Below are 15,473 nucleotides of genomic sequence, written 5' to 3'. Positions count from 1 at the left end.
CTTCAGCTCAAAACGCGACCGCAAGCCTCTCCAACCCATGAAAATGATAGGTGTCGCGAAAGCGCGGCTCCTCGGCCACGCGCAGCTTTGGCAGGCGATCGAACAGCGTCTTCAGCGACACCTGCAGTTCCAACCTTGCCAGCGGCGCGCCGATGCAGAAATGGATGCCGGCGCCGAAGGAGGCGTTCTTCTGGTCCGTACGCGCTGGATCGAACGTGGCGGGTCCGGCAAACGCCAGCGGGTCGTGATTGGCCATGCCGAGCAGCAGCGCGACCATCTCGCCGGGCTTGACCAAAATGCCTGGCGCCACTTCGATCTCCTCATAGGCATAGCGCAGGAACATGTGCAGCGGTGCGTCGAAGCGCAGGCATTCCTCGACCGTTGCGGCGTTCGCTTCCGGCGTGGCAAAAAAGCGGCGCGGATCGCCGCCTTGCGCCAGGATCGCGCGCACCGCATTGCCGGTCTGGTGCACGGTCGCTTCGTGGCCGGCATTGAGCAAAAGGATCGCCGAGGAGACCAACTCGTCCTCGGAGAGCTTCTGGCCGTTGTCCTGGGCCTCGATCAGCAGCGACAGCAGATCGTCGCCCGGCTTCTTGCGCCGCTCGGCGACATAGCCGCGCAGGAACGTCGCGAAATCGCGCGCGGCGCGGTTCGCCGTCTCCTCGGTCTCGCGCGTGCGGCCATGCATGTACATAGTGACCATCTGATGCGACCAGTCGAGCAATTGCGACCCCATCTCGACCGGGACGCCGAGCATCTCGGCGATGATGGTGATCGGCAAGGGCGACGCGTAGGCGGGCAGCAGGTCCACGCCGCCCGGCTCGAAGCGATCGATCAGCTCATTGGCCAGAGCCTCGATGCGCGGTTTCAACCGCTCGACCTGGCGCGAGACGAAGGCGCGATTGACCAGCGTCCTGAGCCTCGTATGCACCGGCGGCTCGAGTTCCAGCATGGAATTGGCTTCGATCGCGTCGAAGGCGGTGAGATGGGAGCGGTCGTCGCCGATCCCGCGGCTGTCGGGAATACCGGCCGGGTTCTGGCGGCCGAAGCGGCGGTCCCGCAGCAGACGATTGACGTCGTCGAAGCCGCCAAAACACCAGAAGCCGTAGTCCTCCCAGAAGAAGACGTTCGAGGCGCCGTGCAGGAAGGCATAGGCCGCGTACGGGTTCTGCACGAAGGCCGGCTCGTGCGGGTGGAGTCGCAGGCGGCGGCTGGCGGGGTCGAAGGCGAGATAGTCTGGCATCATCATTGACCATTAGCGCGCCTTGTCGACCCGATGCCAGACCGTATCTTGGCGCCCGTCGTGCCGACGCGTTGAGCCAACAAGGGACAAGGGCGGCGTGCAAAGGGCGCCGCGCTCAATGTCCCGTCTTCAAGATGCCTGCCACCTTGATGGCGATCGCGGCATCGAGCGCCTGCCAGTTTCCGAGCAGCTCGCGCGGGAAACGGTAGGTGAGGCTGAGATCGTCGCCCACATGGATGTCGCGCTCGCAGGGCGCCAGCGATTCGTCCGCGCTCGGCCCGCTGAGGCAGCGGGCGACGAACGGATCCTTCCCCGGCCGCTCGGCAACCGCCATAACCTCGTTGAGATAGCCTGATTTCTCGGTGAAGCCGTAGAGCGTCGTCCCGCCCGGGCCAGACGTGGCCGGCTTGACGATCAGGGCGCTGTAGATCGGCGCGAAACGGCCGCTCATGTCGCGCGACATCATCCGCGGTTCGAACGACAGGAAGATGATCTTCTTGACGGTGGCGCGGTTGAAGTCGTCGCGCGCGGCGGTGCTGTAGCCGTCCATCTCGGGGTAGCGCAGATAGAGGTCGAGGCGCGAGGCGATGCCGTCGCGCCTGGCTTGGTCGAAGCGGATGAAATTGGCCGGCACGCTGATCACGTTGTTGCCCATGACGACCTGGCGCACGGTTGTGTCGTCCGTATATCCAGCCATGGCGATCGACCGGCCAAGCCATTTGCCGCCGACGCTGATGGCCACCGAAAGCAGGGCGAGCGCCGCGAAGGCATAGAAGACCCGCTTCATGAAGGTCGAGTCGACGACCTGGAAGTCCTCGGCTGCAGCCTCTCTCATCGCGATCCCCAATCCGCTCATCTGTCCTCAGGTGGCACAGCTTCGCGCGGCATGACCCTTGCAGCGCATCGGCACGACTGTGCGGTTTCATGGTAAACGGTTGGTAAAGATGGATCCCATGTTGCTCCCTCTCTACGCTTTTGCGGTCGGGTTGACGGCTTGCGGCCTCGCTGGCTCGGCCATGGAGCTCGTCAGCGGCCGCCGGCTGGCCTTCGCCGAGCCCTATGTCTCGCCTGCCCATATTGTGCGCTCGCTCGCGGCGACCGCCTGCGCCGGGCCGTTCATGCTCACCAATGATGCGCTCGCCGCACGGCGCGAGGGGCGCATCGGCACCATTGCACTGCTTTCGTGCGGCTGCACGGCCGTTGCGTGGGCGCTGGCGCTCGGCATCGTGCTGATCGCCATTGCATCCTGGGCAACGGGTCTCCTAGGCTCTACCGAATTCTCGGCTTGAGACGAATCGGAGACGAAAATGCCGATCTATGCGATCGACGGGAAGGCGCCTCAGTTCGAGGATGCCGAAACCAACTGGGTAGCGCCCGACGCCACGCTGATCGGCGATATCAGGATAGGCCGCAATGCCGGCTTCTGGTTCGGTGTCGTCATCCGCGGCGACGGCGAGCCGATCACGATCGGTGCCGATACCAACGTGCAGGAACACACGGTCATGCACACCGATCCGGGCTTTCCGCTGACGATCGGCGAAGGCTGTACGATCGGCCATCGTGTGCTGCTGCATGGCTGCACGATCGGTGACAACAGCCTGATCGGCATGGGCGCCATCGTGCTCAACGGTGCGAGGATCGGCAACAATTCGCTGGTCGGCGCCGGCGCCCTGGTGACGGAAAACAAAGTCTTCCCGGACAATTCCCTGATCGTCGGCTCGCCCGCCAAGGTGATACGGGTGTTGGACGACGCGGCGATCGGGAGGTTGCGTGCCTCGGCCGCGCACTATGTCGCCAACGGCAAGCGCTTCAAGGCTGGATTGAAGGAGGCCTGAGAAGCAAGACCGGCGTTCCTCGCCACGGCTTGCCCGCCGGCTCAACCGCGCCGGGACATCGCCTTGCGTAGTAGCGACGCTCCCGCGTCGAATCCGGCTTCGACCGCACCTTCGAGGGCGGTCTCATAATCATCGATGCGCGTCCTGAGCGACGGGTCCGCGCCCGATGCCAGCAGCAGGCGGATCGCCTCGGTGTCGCGCCGCGACACCGCATAATGCAGAGGCGTCCAGTCGTTCACGCCGCGCATGTTCGGGTCGGCGCCGTGCTCGATCAGGATCCGGACGATCTCCAGCCTGTCCGGCCGCTCGGTAGACAGCGCAGCGATGATCGAAGGAAAACCGGCATGGTCCTGATAATTCGGGTTCGAGCCGGCTTCGAGCAGGGCGGCGATGAAGGCGGCCGGGCTCCAGTAGATCGCGTATTCCAGCGGATGGCCGAGGCCGAGCTCGAACGGCATCCTCTCGTCGAACCAGCGCGCCGAGTCGCCGAGCGCCCGGCCAAGGCCCTCGAAGTCGCCCGCCTTGAAGGCGTCGTCGATAGCCTTGAACAGCTTGGCGCGCTGACAGCGGTCGTCAGGGATTTCCAGCATCGCCTTCCATCCGAATGAACGGCCATATTGCTCTCATCCGCCGCAACCAGAAAGAGCCTGTAACGCCGGCGGCCAGAAATGGCGGAGCCGGCCCGGGGACAGGGCCGGCTCCTAAAACCCGGTCGTTGGGGACGGGGAGGGTGGGGACTCGACCGGGCTTTTCCTAAACACGCCGCATGAATGCGACGTGCTCAATCTCTCTGTGCATGTCGTTGCCCCAAAACCGCTGCGCACTTTTGGGCGACATGCATTGGCGCCCTAGCGGACGCTGGCGACGGCGTCCTCGCGGCCGTCGTTGATGGTTACCCAAACGCCCGAATTCTCGGTCGATTGACGTTTGAGGTAGGTGTAGACCGTGTCGTTCCAGGCGAGCACTTTCGGCTCGAGATTGTCGAGGATGAACTCGCCGAAGCTCGTGCGCACCGTCAGCACCGCATGACCGTCGCCGTTCGGCTGGCGCACGACCGTCATCAACAGGTCGCCGGCGGGAACACCCGCGGCCATCAGCTCGCGGCGCTTCTCCAGCGCATAGTCCTCGCAGTCGCCAAAGCCGTTGCCGGGATAGGCCCAGTATTCCTCGACCCCGTAGATCTCCATATCGGTGCGCGGCTTGACGCTGGTGTTCACCGAGTTGTTGACTTTGATGATTGTCGCCCACAGCTTGCGGGTCAGCTCGACCGGGGACCCTTTCGGCGTCCTCTCGTTGCATTCGCCCGCAATACGCTGGCAGAATTCATAATGGCCGACCGGTTGGGTGGTGCGGCCGCCCGTGTGCATGAACACCGGTCCTGCGCTTGCCGTGCCCCACGCGGAAAGCTGCATCGCCATTGCCAAGAGCAACAGCTTGCCCCTCGTCATCTTCATTATGGTAGTCTCCCCGTTTGAGAGAGACTGTGCCACGTTGGGATTTATTTGACGCAAAAACCCGAAGTAGTTTTTGAGTAAAACGCCTGTAGAATAAATATAAAATTGGAACTATCTCGATTTCGGATTGTTGAGATTTCGCCCCGCTTCCGTGGCGCCACGATATGCCACGTGGCTGCAAAAGTGCGCCGAGGCGGCCAACAAAAAACCGGCCGTTAAGGGCCGGTTTGGTGCTTGCCTGGTTTGGCGACAGTCAGGATCGCGGCGCGTTGAATTCCGAATCCAGGGTTTCCGGCCGCTGGATGACGGCGAATTCGATGGCGACGCCATCCTCGAAATGGCGCACCACCTGGCCGCGCATTGTCCCCAGCATGACCTGCACGCCGATCGCCGGCTTGACGTCGATCTCGATCGCCGCGCCCGAAAGCGACAGGTCGATGATGCGGCACTGATATTGGCGCCCGTCGGTGAGCTGAAGCACGCTCATCGGATTGCGCGGCGCGACGCGCTCGTGGCGTCTGTCTTCCGGCAGGTCCAGCTCATGCTTGTTAGCAAGCCAGGTGAGCTGCGCGGCCAGCTTGTCCTTCTTGCGGTCCGAGGCGATGACGGTCATGGCGAAGCCGTCTTGCGAGGTTCGCGTCACGACGCCTTCGATGCGACCGATGTGGTCGATATAGGCAATGACCTTTTCGCCTGGCATGCCGATGCGATCGGTGCGCAAGGCGACGTTGCCGGGCGACATGTCGATCACCTGGCACGGATGTTCTGTCCGGTCCTCCAGCATGAAGCGTCCGTAGATTTTCACCCGGACACGCTGAAAATTGCGCCGCTCCACGCGGGACGGCGCGTATTCTGCCGCCGCTGACCTCATGACTGCCTACACCCCGTTGGCATTCCGCGCGACGATGCGAGGAATTTCACCCGGAAAACCTACAGCAAAGCAGGTTAACAAAGGGGAAAAAGCCGGCCTTGAATGGCCTGGGACCGGACGCCTCGCAAGGCGAAGCCGAGATCCGATCGGGCAGGGCCTTACGATCCGCTTTACTCGTTGCGCCCGCCGTCGAAGACGACGAGATGGCGGATCCGGCGCACGCGGCCGAGCGCCGAGATGGTCTCGGGGGTGTCGAACTCCGTCGGCACGAGCGACGGAACTTCGATCGCTGGCCGGTTTTTCAGGAACATCGGTTCCTTGTCGGGATCGATGACCCGGATCGCGTCGATGAGCGCGTCGGCGAGCGGGTCGGCGCCCAGCCAGAACGGCCTTTCAGCGGCGCTGACGATGCCGAGGCAGCGCGGGCTCTCGACGCCGCCGTCGAGCGGCAGCGCCAGCAGCTCGAACTTGTTGGACCGGCCGTTCCGGCTGAATCCCTCGTAGGTCAAAAGCAGCACCGATTTCTGGTCGAAGACGCCGTGGATGAGCCGCGACACGAGCCGCTGGTCCTTCTCGCGCCACAGCGAGGGGAAGGAGAAGCCCTTGAGCTCGCGGCCGTAGTAGGCGCACAGCCTGGTGCCGGCGAGCCGGAACACGGCTTCGCCGCGCGTGTCGCGCTCCAGGATGAACGTGTCCGCCAAGAGAGACTTGATGTCCACCGGCTCCACTTCCGAACGCTTTGGGGCGGGGCGGCCATCACGCAGCTGGTTCCAATATTGGAACAGCGCGATTGATCCGTTCTGATTCATTTTCATTCCGCTCCGCGCAATCTGTCTCTTTTGTTGTCCCATCGGCGAACAGACAGGGCGCCCTCCGATGACCTTCATGCGGTGCGGAGCAGGATGCGTGCCAGTATCGTTAACGTTTGTTCACGCCTCGGGGTCGTTAAGGTTAACAAATGGTTTACGTTGCGCGCCGGCGGGGCCTGTGGCACACCAAAAACCACTCCAAAACGGTCGTTTCGCGACGACCGGCAGCACTTCATTCAAGAGTTTACGGGGAACAGGGGACTCGACCGGCCGTTCAGGGGAAACCCTGGACGGCTTTCTTTTGATTCGCGGACGCGGTGATTCGCGCCCTGTCCGATTCCAGCTTGGGGGCGATTCGCGGTTTGTGAATCGATCGGGCGTGATCTAGATGCTCGGCGAAATCGAATCTCCAGCCAACTGCAAGGGCGCATGAGCGAACCGACAGGCCCAACCGAATCCGAACCGCGGCCAGACGAAGAGGCGCCGGAGCCGCGCCGCGAGCCGGTGTTCAACCTGCCGCCGGTGGTGCTGGCTGCGATCGCGATTTGCGCGATCGTCTTCCTGCTGCAGCAATATGTGCTGAACGAAACGCAGCAAATGACGCTGCTCTACGATGGAGCCTTCATTCCGGTGCTCTACACCGGCCAGTATGGCTTAGACTGGTTCCTGCTCACGCGCCCCTTCACCTATGCTTTCATGCATGGGGGCTTTGCCCATATCGCCATCAACATGGTCTGGCTTGCCGCTTTCGGCTCACCGCTTGCCAATCGTTTCGGCGCGACCCGATTTGCGGTGTTCTATGCCGTGACCGGCCTGGCCGCGGTCGCGCTGTTCTGGACAATGCACCCGTATGGCGAGATGCCGCTCGTCGGCGCCTCGGGCTCGATCTCGGGCATGATGGGGGCGGCGGCACGCTATGGTTTCCGCATCGACCGCTCTTCCAGCAGGGCGGCGTTCGCCGGCGAGCCGTTGCCGATCGCGATCGTGCTGCGCTCGCGCGGCGTCATGACCTTCCTCGGCGTCTGGATGGTGATCAACCTCGCCACCGGCCTGCTCGGCCTCGCGCCGGGCATCGATGGCCAGATCGCCTGGGAAGCCCATATCGGCGGCTTTGTCGCCGGCTTCTTCGGCCTGCGCTTTTTCGACCGTCCAATGCCGGCCGGGTAACGCTGCGGCGCACTTGAAATGCAACCAATCACGGCGCACGATGTTGCCATGCATGTCGCCCCAAATTGCGTAGCGTTTTGAGAGAACGACATGTATCAAAAAAGCCGGTCAGGCAGGAGCCGGCGAGCAAGGCTGAGGAGGACGCCATGACGGTTAAGGCAATTCTTGAAAGCAAGGGCCATGACGTGTTCACGCTCGGGCCTAATGAAAAGCTGAGCGAGGCTATCCGGATTCTGACCGAAAACAGGATCGGGGCGCTCGTCATCACCAACGGCGATCGCAAGATCGTCGGCATTCTCTCGGAGCGCGACATCGTGCGGGTGCTTGCCAGGGAGGGCGCGGCCGCGCTCGATATTCCGGTGCGTTCGGCTATGACGCCCAAGGTCAAGATCTGCAATGAGAGCCATACCGTAAACGAGGTCATGGAGATCATGACCAAGGGTCGCTTCCGCCATCTTCCGGTGGAGAAGGATGGAATGCTCGACGGCATCGTGTCGATTGGCGACGTCGTCAAGCGCCGCATCGAGGATGTCGAGCGGGAGGCCGAGGAGATCCGGGCCTACATCGCCACCGCTTGAGGCGACGATGGTGCCGCCGGCCGTTTTCGGCCGGCGGAATGCGAAGCATTTCAGATAACACATAAGACCCCGGGCAGGGCGGCCGAAAAGGCCAGCACGCGGCTTTGCGCTTGTCTCGCAAAGCCGTTTGCACTAGCGAGTGACTTTCACTTTTGACGTGAAAATCACGTTTAGCGAACTAGCAGGCCTCCATGAGCATCATCGATACCCGCACGCCCGATCCGAAACGCCTGATCTCCGGCGCCACCGGCGACTGGGAAATCATCATCGGGCTCGAAGTGCATGCGCAAGTGACGTCCGAGGCAAAGCTGTTCTCCGGCGCTTCGACGTTGTTCGGCGCGGCGCCCAACGCCAATGTCAGCCTGGTCGATGCGGCGATGCCCGGCATGCTGCCGGTGATCAACGAGGAATGCGTCAGGCAGGCGATCCGCACCGGGCTCGGGCTGAAGGCCGTGATCAATCACAAGTCCGTCTTCGACCGTAAGAACTATTTTTACCCCGACCTGCCGCAGGGCTATCAGATCTCGCAGTACAAGCAGCCGATCGTTGGCGAAGGCAAAGTGATCGTCTCCGTCGGGCCGGACCGGCAGGGCGAGTTCGAGGACATCGAGGTCGGCATCGAGCGGCTGCATCTGGAGCAGGATGCCGGCAAGTCGATGCACGACCAGCACCCGACCATGTCCTATGTCGACCTCAACCGCTCCGGCGTGGCGCTGATGGAGATCGTCTCCAAGCCGGACATGCGTTCCGCCGACGAGGCCAAGGCCTATGTCAGCAAGCTGCGCACCATCATGCGCTATCTCGGTACCTGCGATGGCAACATGGACGAAGGCTCGCTGCGCGCCGACGTCAACGTCTCGGTGCGCCGTCAAGGCGGCGCCTTCGGCACGCGCTGCGAGATCAAGAACGTCAACTCGATCCGCTTCATCGGCCAGGCCATCGAGTCCGAAGCCCGCCGGCAAATCGTCATCCTGGAGGACGGCGGCGCGATCGTGCAGGAGACCCGCCTGTTCGATCCCTACAAGGGCGAGACGCGCTCGATGCGCTCCAAGGAAGAGGCGCATGACTACCGCTATTTCCCCGATCCCGACCTTTTGCCCCTGGAATTCGACCAGGCCTATGTCGAGGCTTTGGCTGAGCATCTGCCGGAACTGCCCGACGACAAGAAGGCGCGGCTGATCAGCTCGCTCGGCCTCTCGACCTATGACGCGTCGGTGCTGGTGTCGGAGAAGCCGATCGCCGACTATTTCGAGAAAGTGGCGGCCGGGCGTGACGGCAAGCTTGCCGCCAACTGGGTTATCAACGATCTGTTGGGCGCTCTCAACAAGGTCGGCAAAGGCATTGAAAACGCTCCGGTTTCGCCCGATCAGCTGGGCGCCGTCATCGACCTGATCAAGGAAGGCACGATCTCCGGCAAGATCGCCAAGGACCTGTTCGAGGTCGTCTGGAACGAGGGCGGCGACCCGCGCCAGCTGGTCGAGAGCCGCGGCATGAAACAGGTCACCGACACCGGCGCCATCGAGAAGGTCGTCGACGAGGTCATCGCCGCCAACCCGGACAAGGTCGAGCAGGCGCGTGCCAAGCCGACCATGGCCGGCTGGTTCGTCGGCCAGGTGATGAAGGCGACCGGGGGCAAGGCCAATCCCCAGGCGGTCAACGAGCTGGTCAAAGCCAAGCTCGGCATCGAGGGCTAGCAATGTTCGTGCGGACGGCGAGCGAACGCGATCTCGCCGCCGTCCGTGCGCTGCTGGTCGAGACCTGGCATGCCACTTACGATGCCATCTATGGCGCCGAGCGGGTGACCGCGATCACCGACGACTGGCATTCGATCGCCTCGCTCAAGGCGCGGTTGACACGGCCGAACTCCGAATTCCTGGTCGCCGATGATGGCAAGCGCATCGGCGGAATGGCTTTCGCCGCCGCGACCACGGACCCGAAGATCGTCCTTTTGAACCAGCTCTACGTCTGTCCGGATTGTCAGCGTCAAGGGATCGCTCGGGCGCTGCTCGACGAGGTCGAGGCCAGCTTCCCGGAAGCCACAACGCTGCGCCTGGAGGTGGAGGAGGCGAATGCTCCGGCGATCGCCTTCTACGAGGCGAACGGGTTCCGGCCAGCGGGCAGCACGGCCGATTGTGGCGGCGGTTCGGGAATACCAGCGCTGATCATGGAGAAGCGGCTGGCCTAGATCGTCCAAAGGCAGCATCTGGCTGCGTCGCGACCTTTGGATTTGATTGCATTCTTGGGGAATCCAACACCCTTACTCAGGCGGAGGGGATTTCCACATTGTCGATCAACCTGGTCGTGCCGAGCCAGGCCGCCGCGAGTAGCCGGCCTTCACGGTCCCGCCGCCAGGGCCCGAGCGTCACCGCCTCGCGCGCGGCGACGTAATCGACCTTTCGAAAGCCTGCCCCGAGGAGCGCTTCCGTAGCGTTGTCGGTGGCGCCGGCATCATCGGCGCCTGCAGCAAGCGCCGCCGCGGTCTGGCGCAGGATGACGTTGAGCTTGCGAGCGACGTTGAGCTCGGCCTCGCCGAGATAGGCGTTGCGCGACGACATGGCGAGACCGTGCGGGTCGCGCACGGTCGGCGCGCCGATGATCTCGACCGGCAGATCGAGGTCGCGGCAAAGCTGCCTGACGACGCAAAGCTGCTGATAATCCTTCTCGCCGAACACCGCGCAATCAGGCGCCGCCTGCAGGAAAAGCTTGGTCACCACCGTGGCGACACCGTCGAAGAAGGTCGGCCGGAAATCCGTTTCCAAGCCGGAAGAGGGGCCGCCCACCGAGATCCTGGTGGCAAAGCCGGCCGGATACATTTCCGCCACGCCCGGCGTGAAGACGAGATGCGCGCCCGCTTCCCGCAACCGTTCGAGGTCGTGGGCGAGCTGGCGCGGATATTTGTCCAGATCCTCGGTCGGCGCGAACTGGGCCGGATTGACGAAGATCGAGACGACGCAGCGCTCGGCCTGTTCGAGCGCGATCCTGACCAGTGAGATATGGCCGTCATGCAGGGCGCCCATGGTCGGCACCATGGCGATCTTGAGGCCTTCGCGGCGCCAGTCTCGGATTTGCGCGCTGAGTGCGGCGACGCTGTCGACGACGATCGGCCCGCTCATGCCTTATCCTTGCCCGATGTCGCCGAAAAGACGTGGTCTGGTCCCGGAAATGCACGGCTGCGCACCTCGGCGGCGTAGCGCGCCGCGGCATGCGAAATGGTGTCGCGCAGGTTTGCGTATTCCTTGACGAATTTGGGCACGCGGTCGACCGTCATGCCGATCATGTCGTCTATGACCAGGATCTGGCCGTCGCAGTCGCCACTGGCGCCGATGCCGATGGTCGGGATGGCGACATGGCGGGTGAGATCGGAAGCCACCGCCTCAACCGTGCCCTCGATGACGACCGAGAAGGCGCCGGCCTTTTCGACCGCTTCGGCGTCACGAAAGAGTGCGGCAACGTTTTCGTGGGTCCGGCCCTTGATCTTGTAGCCGCCATCCTTTTCCACGGACTGCGGCTGCAAGCCGATATGGCCCATGACCGGGATGCCTTCCGTGACGATTGCCGCCATCTGCGCGGCCATGTCGACGCCGCCCTCGAGCTTGACTGCCTGGCAACCTGTCTCATTGACGATCCGCCTTGCCGAGGCTGCGGCCTGCGCTGCCGAGGCTTCGTAGCTACCCGCGGGCATATCGACGACGACGCAGGCTTTTGTCGAGCCGCGCATCACCGCCTGTCCATGCGCGATCATCATCTCCAGCGAGGCGCCGAGCGTCGTGACATGGCCGTGCAGCACCATGGCGACGCTGTCGCCGACCAGGAGCAGGTCGACATGCGGATCGAGCATGCGGGCTATCGGGTAGGTATAGGCCGTGAGACAGACGATCGGCACGCCGCCCTTGCGGCGGCGAATGTCTTGCGCGCTGATCCGATTGCCGGTGGATCGTTCTGGGGCCAATCGTCACCTCCCTCAACCTGCGCGGGCCAGGTGCCCGTTTGCCGGGCGTGCGAGCTTTAGAAACACAGGTAGCGCTTGGCAAGCCGAGGTGGCGACATCTCCGCGCGTGTATCGATTTAGCGCGCGAATCATTTACATCGCGGGCGGGGCAAAACCCTTGCCTTCGCGATAACCTGACGTCATAAGCAGGGAACAGCGCGGCCGTTGCCGCCACGAGGATCTGGATGAAGACTTTCCTGCTGCAGTTTTTCACCTGGTGGAACAGCCAAACGCTGGGCACGCGCTTCCACACCTGGCGATTCGGCAAGAAGGTCGGCGAGGACGAGGCCGGCAACGTCTACTATGAGGGCGGCATCGATTCGGAAGGCCGCACCCGCCGCTGGGTCATCTATCGCGACTATTCCGAAGCCTCGAATATCCCTCCGGGCTGGCATGGCTGGATGCATCATCGCGTCGACACGCCTCCGCCGAGCGAGAGCTATAAGGCTCGCGACTGGCAGAAGCCGCATCGGCCGAACCTCACCGGAACGGCCGGCGCCTATCGCCCGCAGGGTTCCATCCTGACCAACCAGCATCGCCCGCAGGTGACCGGCGACTACGATGCCTGGACGCCCGGTTCGTAAACGCGTTTTTCGGGTCCTTTGTCGCCACAATTGGCGTTTAGCTGCTTGCTGATATCGCAGCCATGACTAGCCTTGGGCGATTGAAAAGAATCACCCGGGCGCAACCACCGGTATCCTTGCATGAGCTTCTTCGAGCAATTCCAGGAAAAGTGCGCAGCGGTTTTCCGTCCGGAATTGCGCCTAAAGGCCCTAAGCCGACTCTCGACGGGATTGTTCGCAGCAGCGTCCGCCCTGGCCGCCTCGACGGCCGTGTTCGCCGCTGCGCAGGCGCCGGCGGCGCCGGCAGTCTCCGAGCGCATCACCAACCCGGTCGCCGAATTCGCCGGCATCGACAAGATCACCGGCCGCATCATCACCTTCGACGTCTATATCGACGAGACGGTGCAGTTCGGTGCCCTGCAGGTGACGCCGCGCGTCTGCTATTCGCGCCCAGAGACCGAGGAGCCGAAGACCGATTCCTTCGTCGAGGTCGACGAGATCACGCTCGACCGCAAGATCCGCCGCATCTTCACCGGCTGGATGTTCGCCGAGAGCCCCGGCCTCAATGCCGTCGAGCACGCCGTCTATGACGTGTGGCTGAAGGGCTGCAAGCAGAAGTCGGACGTGCCGCCGCCGACGGCCGCCAAGGCCGATACGGCCAAGCCGAAGACAAACGCCAAGCCCAACGCTCCGGCGCAAGAGCAGCCCGCCGAGGCAACGCCTGAACCAACCGACGTCGCGCCTGCGCCGGACGGCGCAGACACCACCGACCAGAACTGATCCTGCGGGGGGGACTCTTCACGCCGGCCGTCCGTCGACGGCCGGAAGGTAGTTTCTCAAGGATGGAAGGCGGCATCGCCCTTCAAGGCCTCGGCCAGCATCTTTTCATACCGGCTGCGCGGCACGTCGACGGCGCCGAAGCGCTTGAGGTGCTCGGTGGTGAACTGCGTGTCGAGGAGCGCGAAGCGGCGTTCGTTCAGCCGCTCGACGAGATAATAGAGGCAGGTCTTCGAGGCGTCGGTTTCGCGGGCGAACATGCTTTCGCCGAAGAACACGCGCCCGAGCGACACGCCATAGAGGCCGCCGACCAGCCGGCCCTCGCGCCACGCCTCGACCGAATGGCAGTGGCCCAGCCGGTGGAGCTCGACATACGCTTCGCGGATCGGCGCGTTGATCCAGGTCGAGCGGCGCTCGTCGCGCTTTTCGGCGCAGCCGTCGATAGTCGCCTCGAAGTCGAAATCGAAGCGGATGTCGAACGGATGCCTGCGGATCGTCTTCTTCAGGCTGCGCGGCGTGTGGAACCCGTCGAGCGGGATGATGCCGCGCGTTTCCGGCCGAACCCAGAACACTTCCGGGTCGGTCGCGCTCTCGGCCATCGGGAAGACACCTGAGGCATAGGCTTTCAGCAGCAGGTCGGTCGGGATGCGGTAGCCGGGCGCGTAGGGACGGGTCATTGCGCCATTATAACTGCAAGACTTCTAAAGCGCGTCGCGATCTTTAAAACGCGTCGCGATCTTTCAGGTTCGCTCCATGCGCTTTGGATTTTTTTGGTTTCACGCATGTCTTTGCCCCCGAAAACCGGTTCCCACTTTCGGGAGACATGCTTAATCCTCCTTGGCCAAATATTTTTCGAGCCAGTGGATATCGTAGTCGCCGTTGGCGATATCCGGATTGCCGACGAGGTCGCGGAACAGCGGCAGCGTCGTCTTGATGCCGTCGACGACGAATTCGTCGAGCGCCCGGCGCAGCCGCATCATGCATTCGACGCGGTTGCGTCCATGCACGATCAGCTTGCCGATCAGGCTGTCGTAATAGGGCGGGATCCTGTAGCCGGAATAGACGCCGGAATCGACGCGGATGCCGAGGCCGCCCGGCGTGTGGAAATGCGTGATCGTGCCGGGAGACGGCGTGAAGGTGCGCGGATCCTCGGCGTTGATGCGGCACTCGATGGCGTGGCCGTTGAATTTGATGTCTTCCTGCCGGACCGACAGCCCGCCGCCTGAGGCGACGCGGATCTGCTCATGCACGAGATCGATGCCGGTGATTGCTTCCGTCACCGGGTGTTCCACCTGCAGGCGGGTGTTCATCTCGATGAAGTAGAACTCGCCGTCCTGGTAGAGGAATTCGATCGTCCCGGCGCCGGAATAGCCGAGATCGGCGATCGCCTTGGCGCAGATGCCGCCGATGCGCGCGCGCTCCTCGGCGTTGAGCGCGGGGGAGTTCGCTTCCTCCCAGACCTTCTGGTGGCGCCGCTGCAGCGAGCAGTCGCGCTCGCCGAAATGCACGCCGCGGCCGGCGCCGTCGCCGAACACCTGCAATTCGATATGGCGCGGCTTCCCGAGGAATTTCTCGATGTAGACCGCGTCGTCGCCGAAGGCAGCGCCGGCTTCCGACCTGGCCGTCTGCAGAGCCACCTCGAGGTCGGCCTCCGTGCGCGCCACCTTCATGCCGCGGCCGCCGCCGCCGGCGGCGGCCTTGATGATCACGGGATAGCCGATCTCTGCCGCGACGCGCTTTGCTTCCTTCTCCTCGGTGATCGCGCCATCGGAGCCCGGCACGACCGGGATACCAAGGCGCTTTGCCGTGCGCTTGGCCTCGATCTTGTCGCCCATGATGCGGATATGGTCGCCCGACGGGCCGATGAAGGTGATGTTGTGGGCGGCGAGGATGTCGGCGAACTTGGCGTTTTCCGACAGGAAGCCGTAGCCCGGATGCACGGCGTCGGCGCCGGTGATCTCGCACGCGGCGACGATCTGGTGGATGTTGAGATAGCTTTCGCGCGACGGCGGCGGGCCGATGCAGACGCTTTCGTCGGCAAGCCGCACATGCATGGCGTCGGAATCGGCCGTCGAATGGACCACCACCGTCTGGATGCCGAGTTCCTTACAGGCGCGCAGCACTCGGAGTGCGATTTCGCCGCGATTGGCGATGAGGATTTTTTGGAACATCTGCCCGCTGTTCCCGG

At 63.5% G+C, this 15,473-nt stretch carries 18 protein-coding genes; 8 read left to right on the top strand and 10 right to left on the bottom strand.

What is annotated here, in order from left to right; all coding sequences use genetic code 11:
- Nucleotides 1-7: 7 nt before the first annotated feature.
- Together EH240_RS16295 and EH240_RS16290 are read right to left on the bottom strand one after the other, a co-directional pair.
- On the bottom strand, nt 8-1,246 hold the full coding sequence (locus tag EH240_RS16295) for a cytochrome P450 (RefSeq protein WP_125000015.1): 1,239 nt from the start codon (nt 1,244-1,246) through the stop codon (nt 8-10).
- 112 nt (nt 1,247-1,358) lie between these two features.
- Nucleotides 1,359-2,078 (bottom strand): hypothetical protein, encoded by a 720-nt coding sequence (locus EH240_RS16290; protein ID WP_124999914.1) that lies wholly within the window; start codon nt 2,076-2,078, stop codon nt 1,359-1,361.
- 118 nt (nt 2,079-2,196) lie between these two features.
- Between EH240_RS16290 and EH240_RS16285 the strand changes: the two genes are divergently transcribed.
- Together EH240_RS16285 and EH240_RS16280 are read left to right on the top strand one after the other, a co-directional pair.
- The gene (locus EH240_RS16285) at nt 2,197-2,532 is read left to right on the top strand and encodes a DUF6949 family protein (RefSeq protein WP_425374805.1); all 336 of its coding nucleotides are present in this window, start codon (nt 2,197-2,199) and stop codon (nt 2,530-2,532) included.
- Nucleotides 2,533-2,550: 18 nt separating this feature from the next.
- On the top strand, nt 2,551-3,078 hold the full coding sequence (locus tag EH240_RS16280) for a gamma carbonic anhydrase family protein (protein ID WP_124999910.1): 528 nt from the start codon (nt 2,551-2,553) through the stop codon (nt 3,076-3,078).
- Nucleotides 3,079-3,119: 41 nt separating this feature from the next.
- Here EH240_RS16280 and EH240_RS16275 read toward each other — a convergent pair whose 3' ends face one another.
- The 4 genes from EH240_RS16275 to EH240_RS16260 form a co-directional block, all read right to left on the bottom strand.
- Complete coding sequence (locus EH240_RS16275) at nt 3,120-3,668, bottom strand: ankyrin repeat domain-containing protein (RefSeq protein WP_124999908.1); 549 nt, start codon at nt 3,666-3,668, stop codon at nt 3,120-3,122.
- A 258-nt stretch (nt 3,669-3,926) separates the two neighbouring features.
- A complete protein-coding gene (locus EH240_RS16270) occupies nt 3,927-4,532 on the bottom strand; it encodes a transglutaminase-like cysteine peptidase (RefSeq protein ID WP_124999905.1) in 606 nt (201 codons plus the stop codon).
- 253 nt (nt 4,533-4,785) lie between these two features.
- The gene (locus EH240_RS16265) at nt 4,786-5,403 is read right to left on the bottom strand and encodes a PilZ domain-containing protein (protein ID WP_124999903.1); all 618 of its coding nucleotides are present in this window, start codon (nt 5,401-5,403) and stop codon (nt 4,786-4,788) included.
- 170 nt (nt 5,404-5,573) lie between these two features.
- The gene (locus EH240_RS16260) at nt 5,574-6,212 is read right to left on the bottom strand and encodes a PAS domain-containing protein (RefSeq protein ID WP_124999901.1); all 639 of its coding nucleotides are present in this window, start codon (nt 6,210-6,212) and stop codon (nt 5,574-5,576) included.
- Nucleotides 6,213-6,641: 429 nt separating this feature from the next.
- Here EH240_RS16260 and EH240_RS16255 point away from each other — a divergent pair, with 429 nt between their 5' ends.
- The 4 genes from EH240_RS16255 (at nt 6,642) to EH240_RS16240 (ending at nt 10,142) form a co-directional block, all read left to right on the top strand.
- Nucleotides 6,642-7,379 carry a rhomboid family intramembrane serine protease gene (locus EH240_RS16255; RefSeq protein ID WP_124999899.1) on the top strand — a complete coding sequence of 246 codons (738 nt, stop codon included), beginning with the start codon at nt 6,642-6,644 and terminating at the stop codon, nt 7,377-7,379.
- 146 nt (nt 7,380-7,525) lie between these two features.
- Nucleotides 7,526-7,957, top strand: a complete 432-nt coding sequence (locus tag EH240_RS16250) for a CBS domain-containing protein (protein ID WP_124999897.1) — start codon at nt 7,526-7,528, stop codon at nt 7,955-7,957.
- Nucleotides 7,958-8,148: 191 nt separating this feature from the next.
- Complete coding sequence (gene gatB / locus EH240_RS16245) at nt 8,149-9,651, top strand: Asp-tRNA(Asn)/Glu-tRNA(Gln) amidotransferase subunit GatB (RefSeq protein WP_124999895.1); 1,503 nt, start codon at nt 8,149-8,151, stop codon at nt 9,649-9,651.
- 2 nt (nt 9,652-9,653) lie between these two features.
- A complete protein-coding gene (locus tag EH240_RS16240; RefSeq protein ID WP_124999893.1) occupies nt 9,654-10,142 on the top strand; it encodes a GNAT family N-acetyltransferase in 489 nt (162 codons plus the stop codon).
- Nucleotides 10,143-10,218: 76 nt separating this feature from the next.
- Here the strand turns inward: EH240_RS16240 and panC are convergent, their stop codons facing one another.
- Both panC and panB read right to left on the bottom strand, forming a co-directional pair.
- Nucleotides 10,219-11,070, bottom strand: coding sequence for a pantoate--beta-alanine ligase (gene panC / locus EH240_RS16235; protein ID WP_124999891.1), 852 nt, complete (start codon nt 11,068-11,070; stop codon nt 10,219-10,221).
- The gene (panB, locus tag EH240_RS16230; RefSeq protein WP_124999889.1) at nt 11,067-11,906 is read right to left on the bottom strand and encodes a 3-methyl-2-oxobutanoate hydroxymethyltransferase; all 840 of its coding nucleotides are present in this window, start codon (nt 11,904-11,906) and stop codon (nt 11,067-11,069) included. The genes panC and panB overlap by 4 nt, the downstream gene beginning before the upstream one ends.
- Nucleotides 11,907-12,130: 224 nt before the next feature.
- Between panB and EH240_RS16225 the strand changes: the two genes are divergently transcribed.
- Nucleotides 12,131-12,529 carry an NADH:ubiquinone oxidoreductase subunit NDUFA12 gene (locus EH240_RS16225; RefSeq protein WP_124999887.1) on the top strand — a complete coding sequence of 133 codons (399 nt, stop codon included), beginning with the start codon at nt 12,131-12,133 and terminating at the stop codon, nt 12,527-12,529.
- A gap of 120 nt (nt 12,530-12,649) precedes the next feature.
- Nucleotides 12,650-13,288: a DUF2155 domain-containing protein gene (locus tag EH240_RS16220; RefSeq protein ID WP_124999885.1), complete on the top strand. Its 639-nt coding sequence runs from the start codon at nt 12,650-12,652 to the stop codon at nt 13,286-13,288.
- A gap of 56 nt (nt 13,289-13,344) precedes the next feature.
- Here EH240_RS16220 and aat read toward each other — a convergent pair whose 3' ends face one another.
- Nucleotides 13,345-13,962, bottom strand: a complete 618-nt coding sequence (aat, locus tag EH240_RS16215) for a leucyl/phenylalanyl-tRNA--protein transferase (RefSeq protein ID WP_124999882.1) — start codon at nt 13,960-13,962, stop codon at nt 13,345-13,347.
- A 150-nt stretch (nt 13,963-14,112) separates the two neighbouring features.
- Entirely contained in the window at nt 14,113-15,456 is a 1,344-nt protein-coding gene (gene accC, locus EH240_RS16210) for an acetyl-CoA carboxylase biotin carboxylase subunit (RefSeq protein WP_124999880.1), read from the bottom strand.
- Nucleotides 15,457-15,473 lie beyond the last annotated feature (17 nt).

The sequence above is a fragment of the Mesorhizobium tamadayense genome (genome assembly GCF_003863365.1).
Classification (GTDB): domain Bacteria; phylum Pseudomonadota; class Alphaproteobacteria; order Rhizobiales; family Rhizobiaceae; genus Mesorhizobium; species Mesorhizobium tamadayense.
The sequence above is the reverse complement of the archived record's forward strand: the minus strand, read 5'-3'. Positions and strand labels throughout refer to the sequence as shown.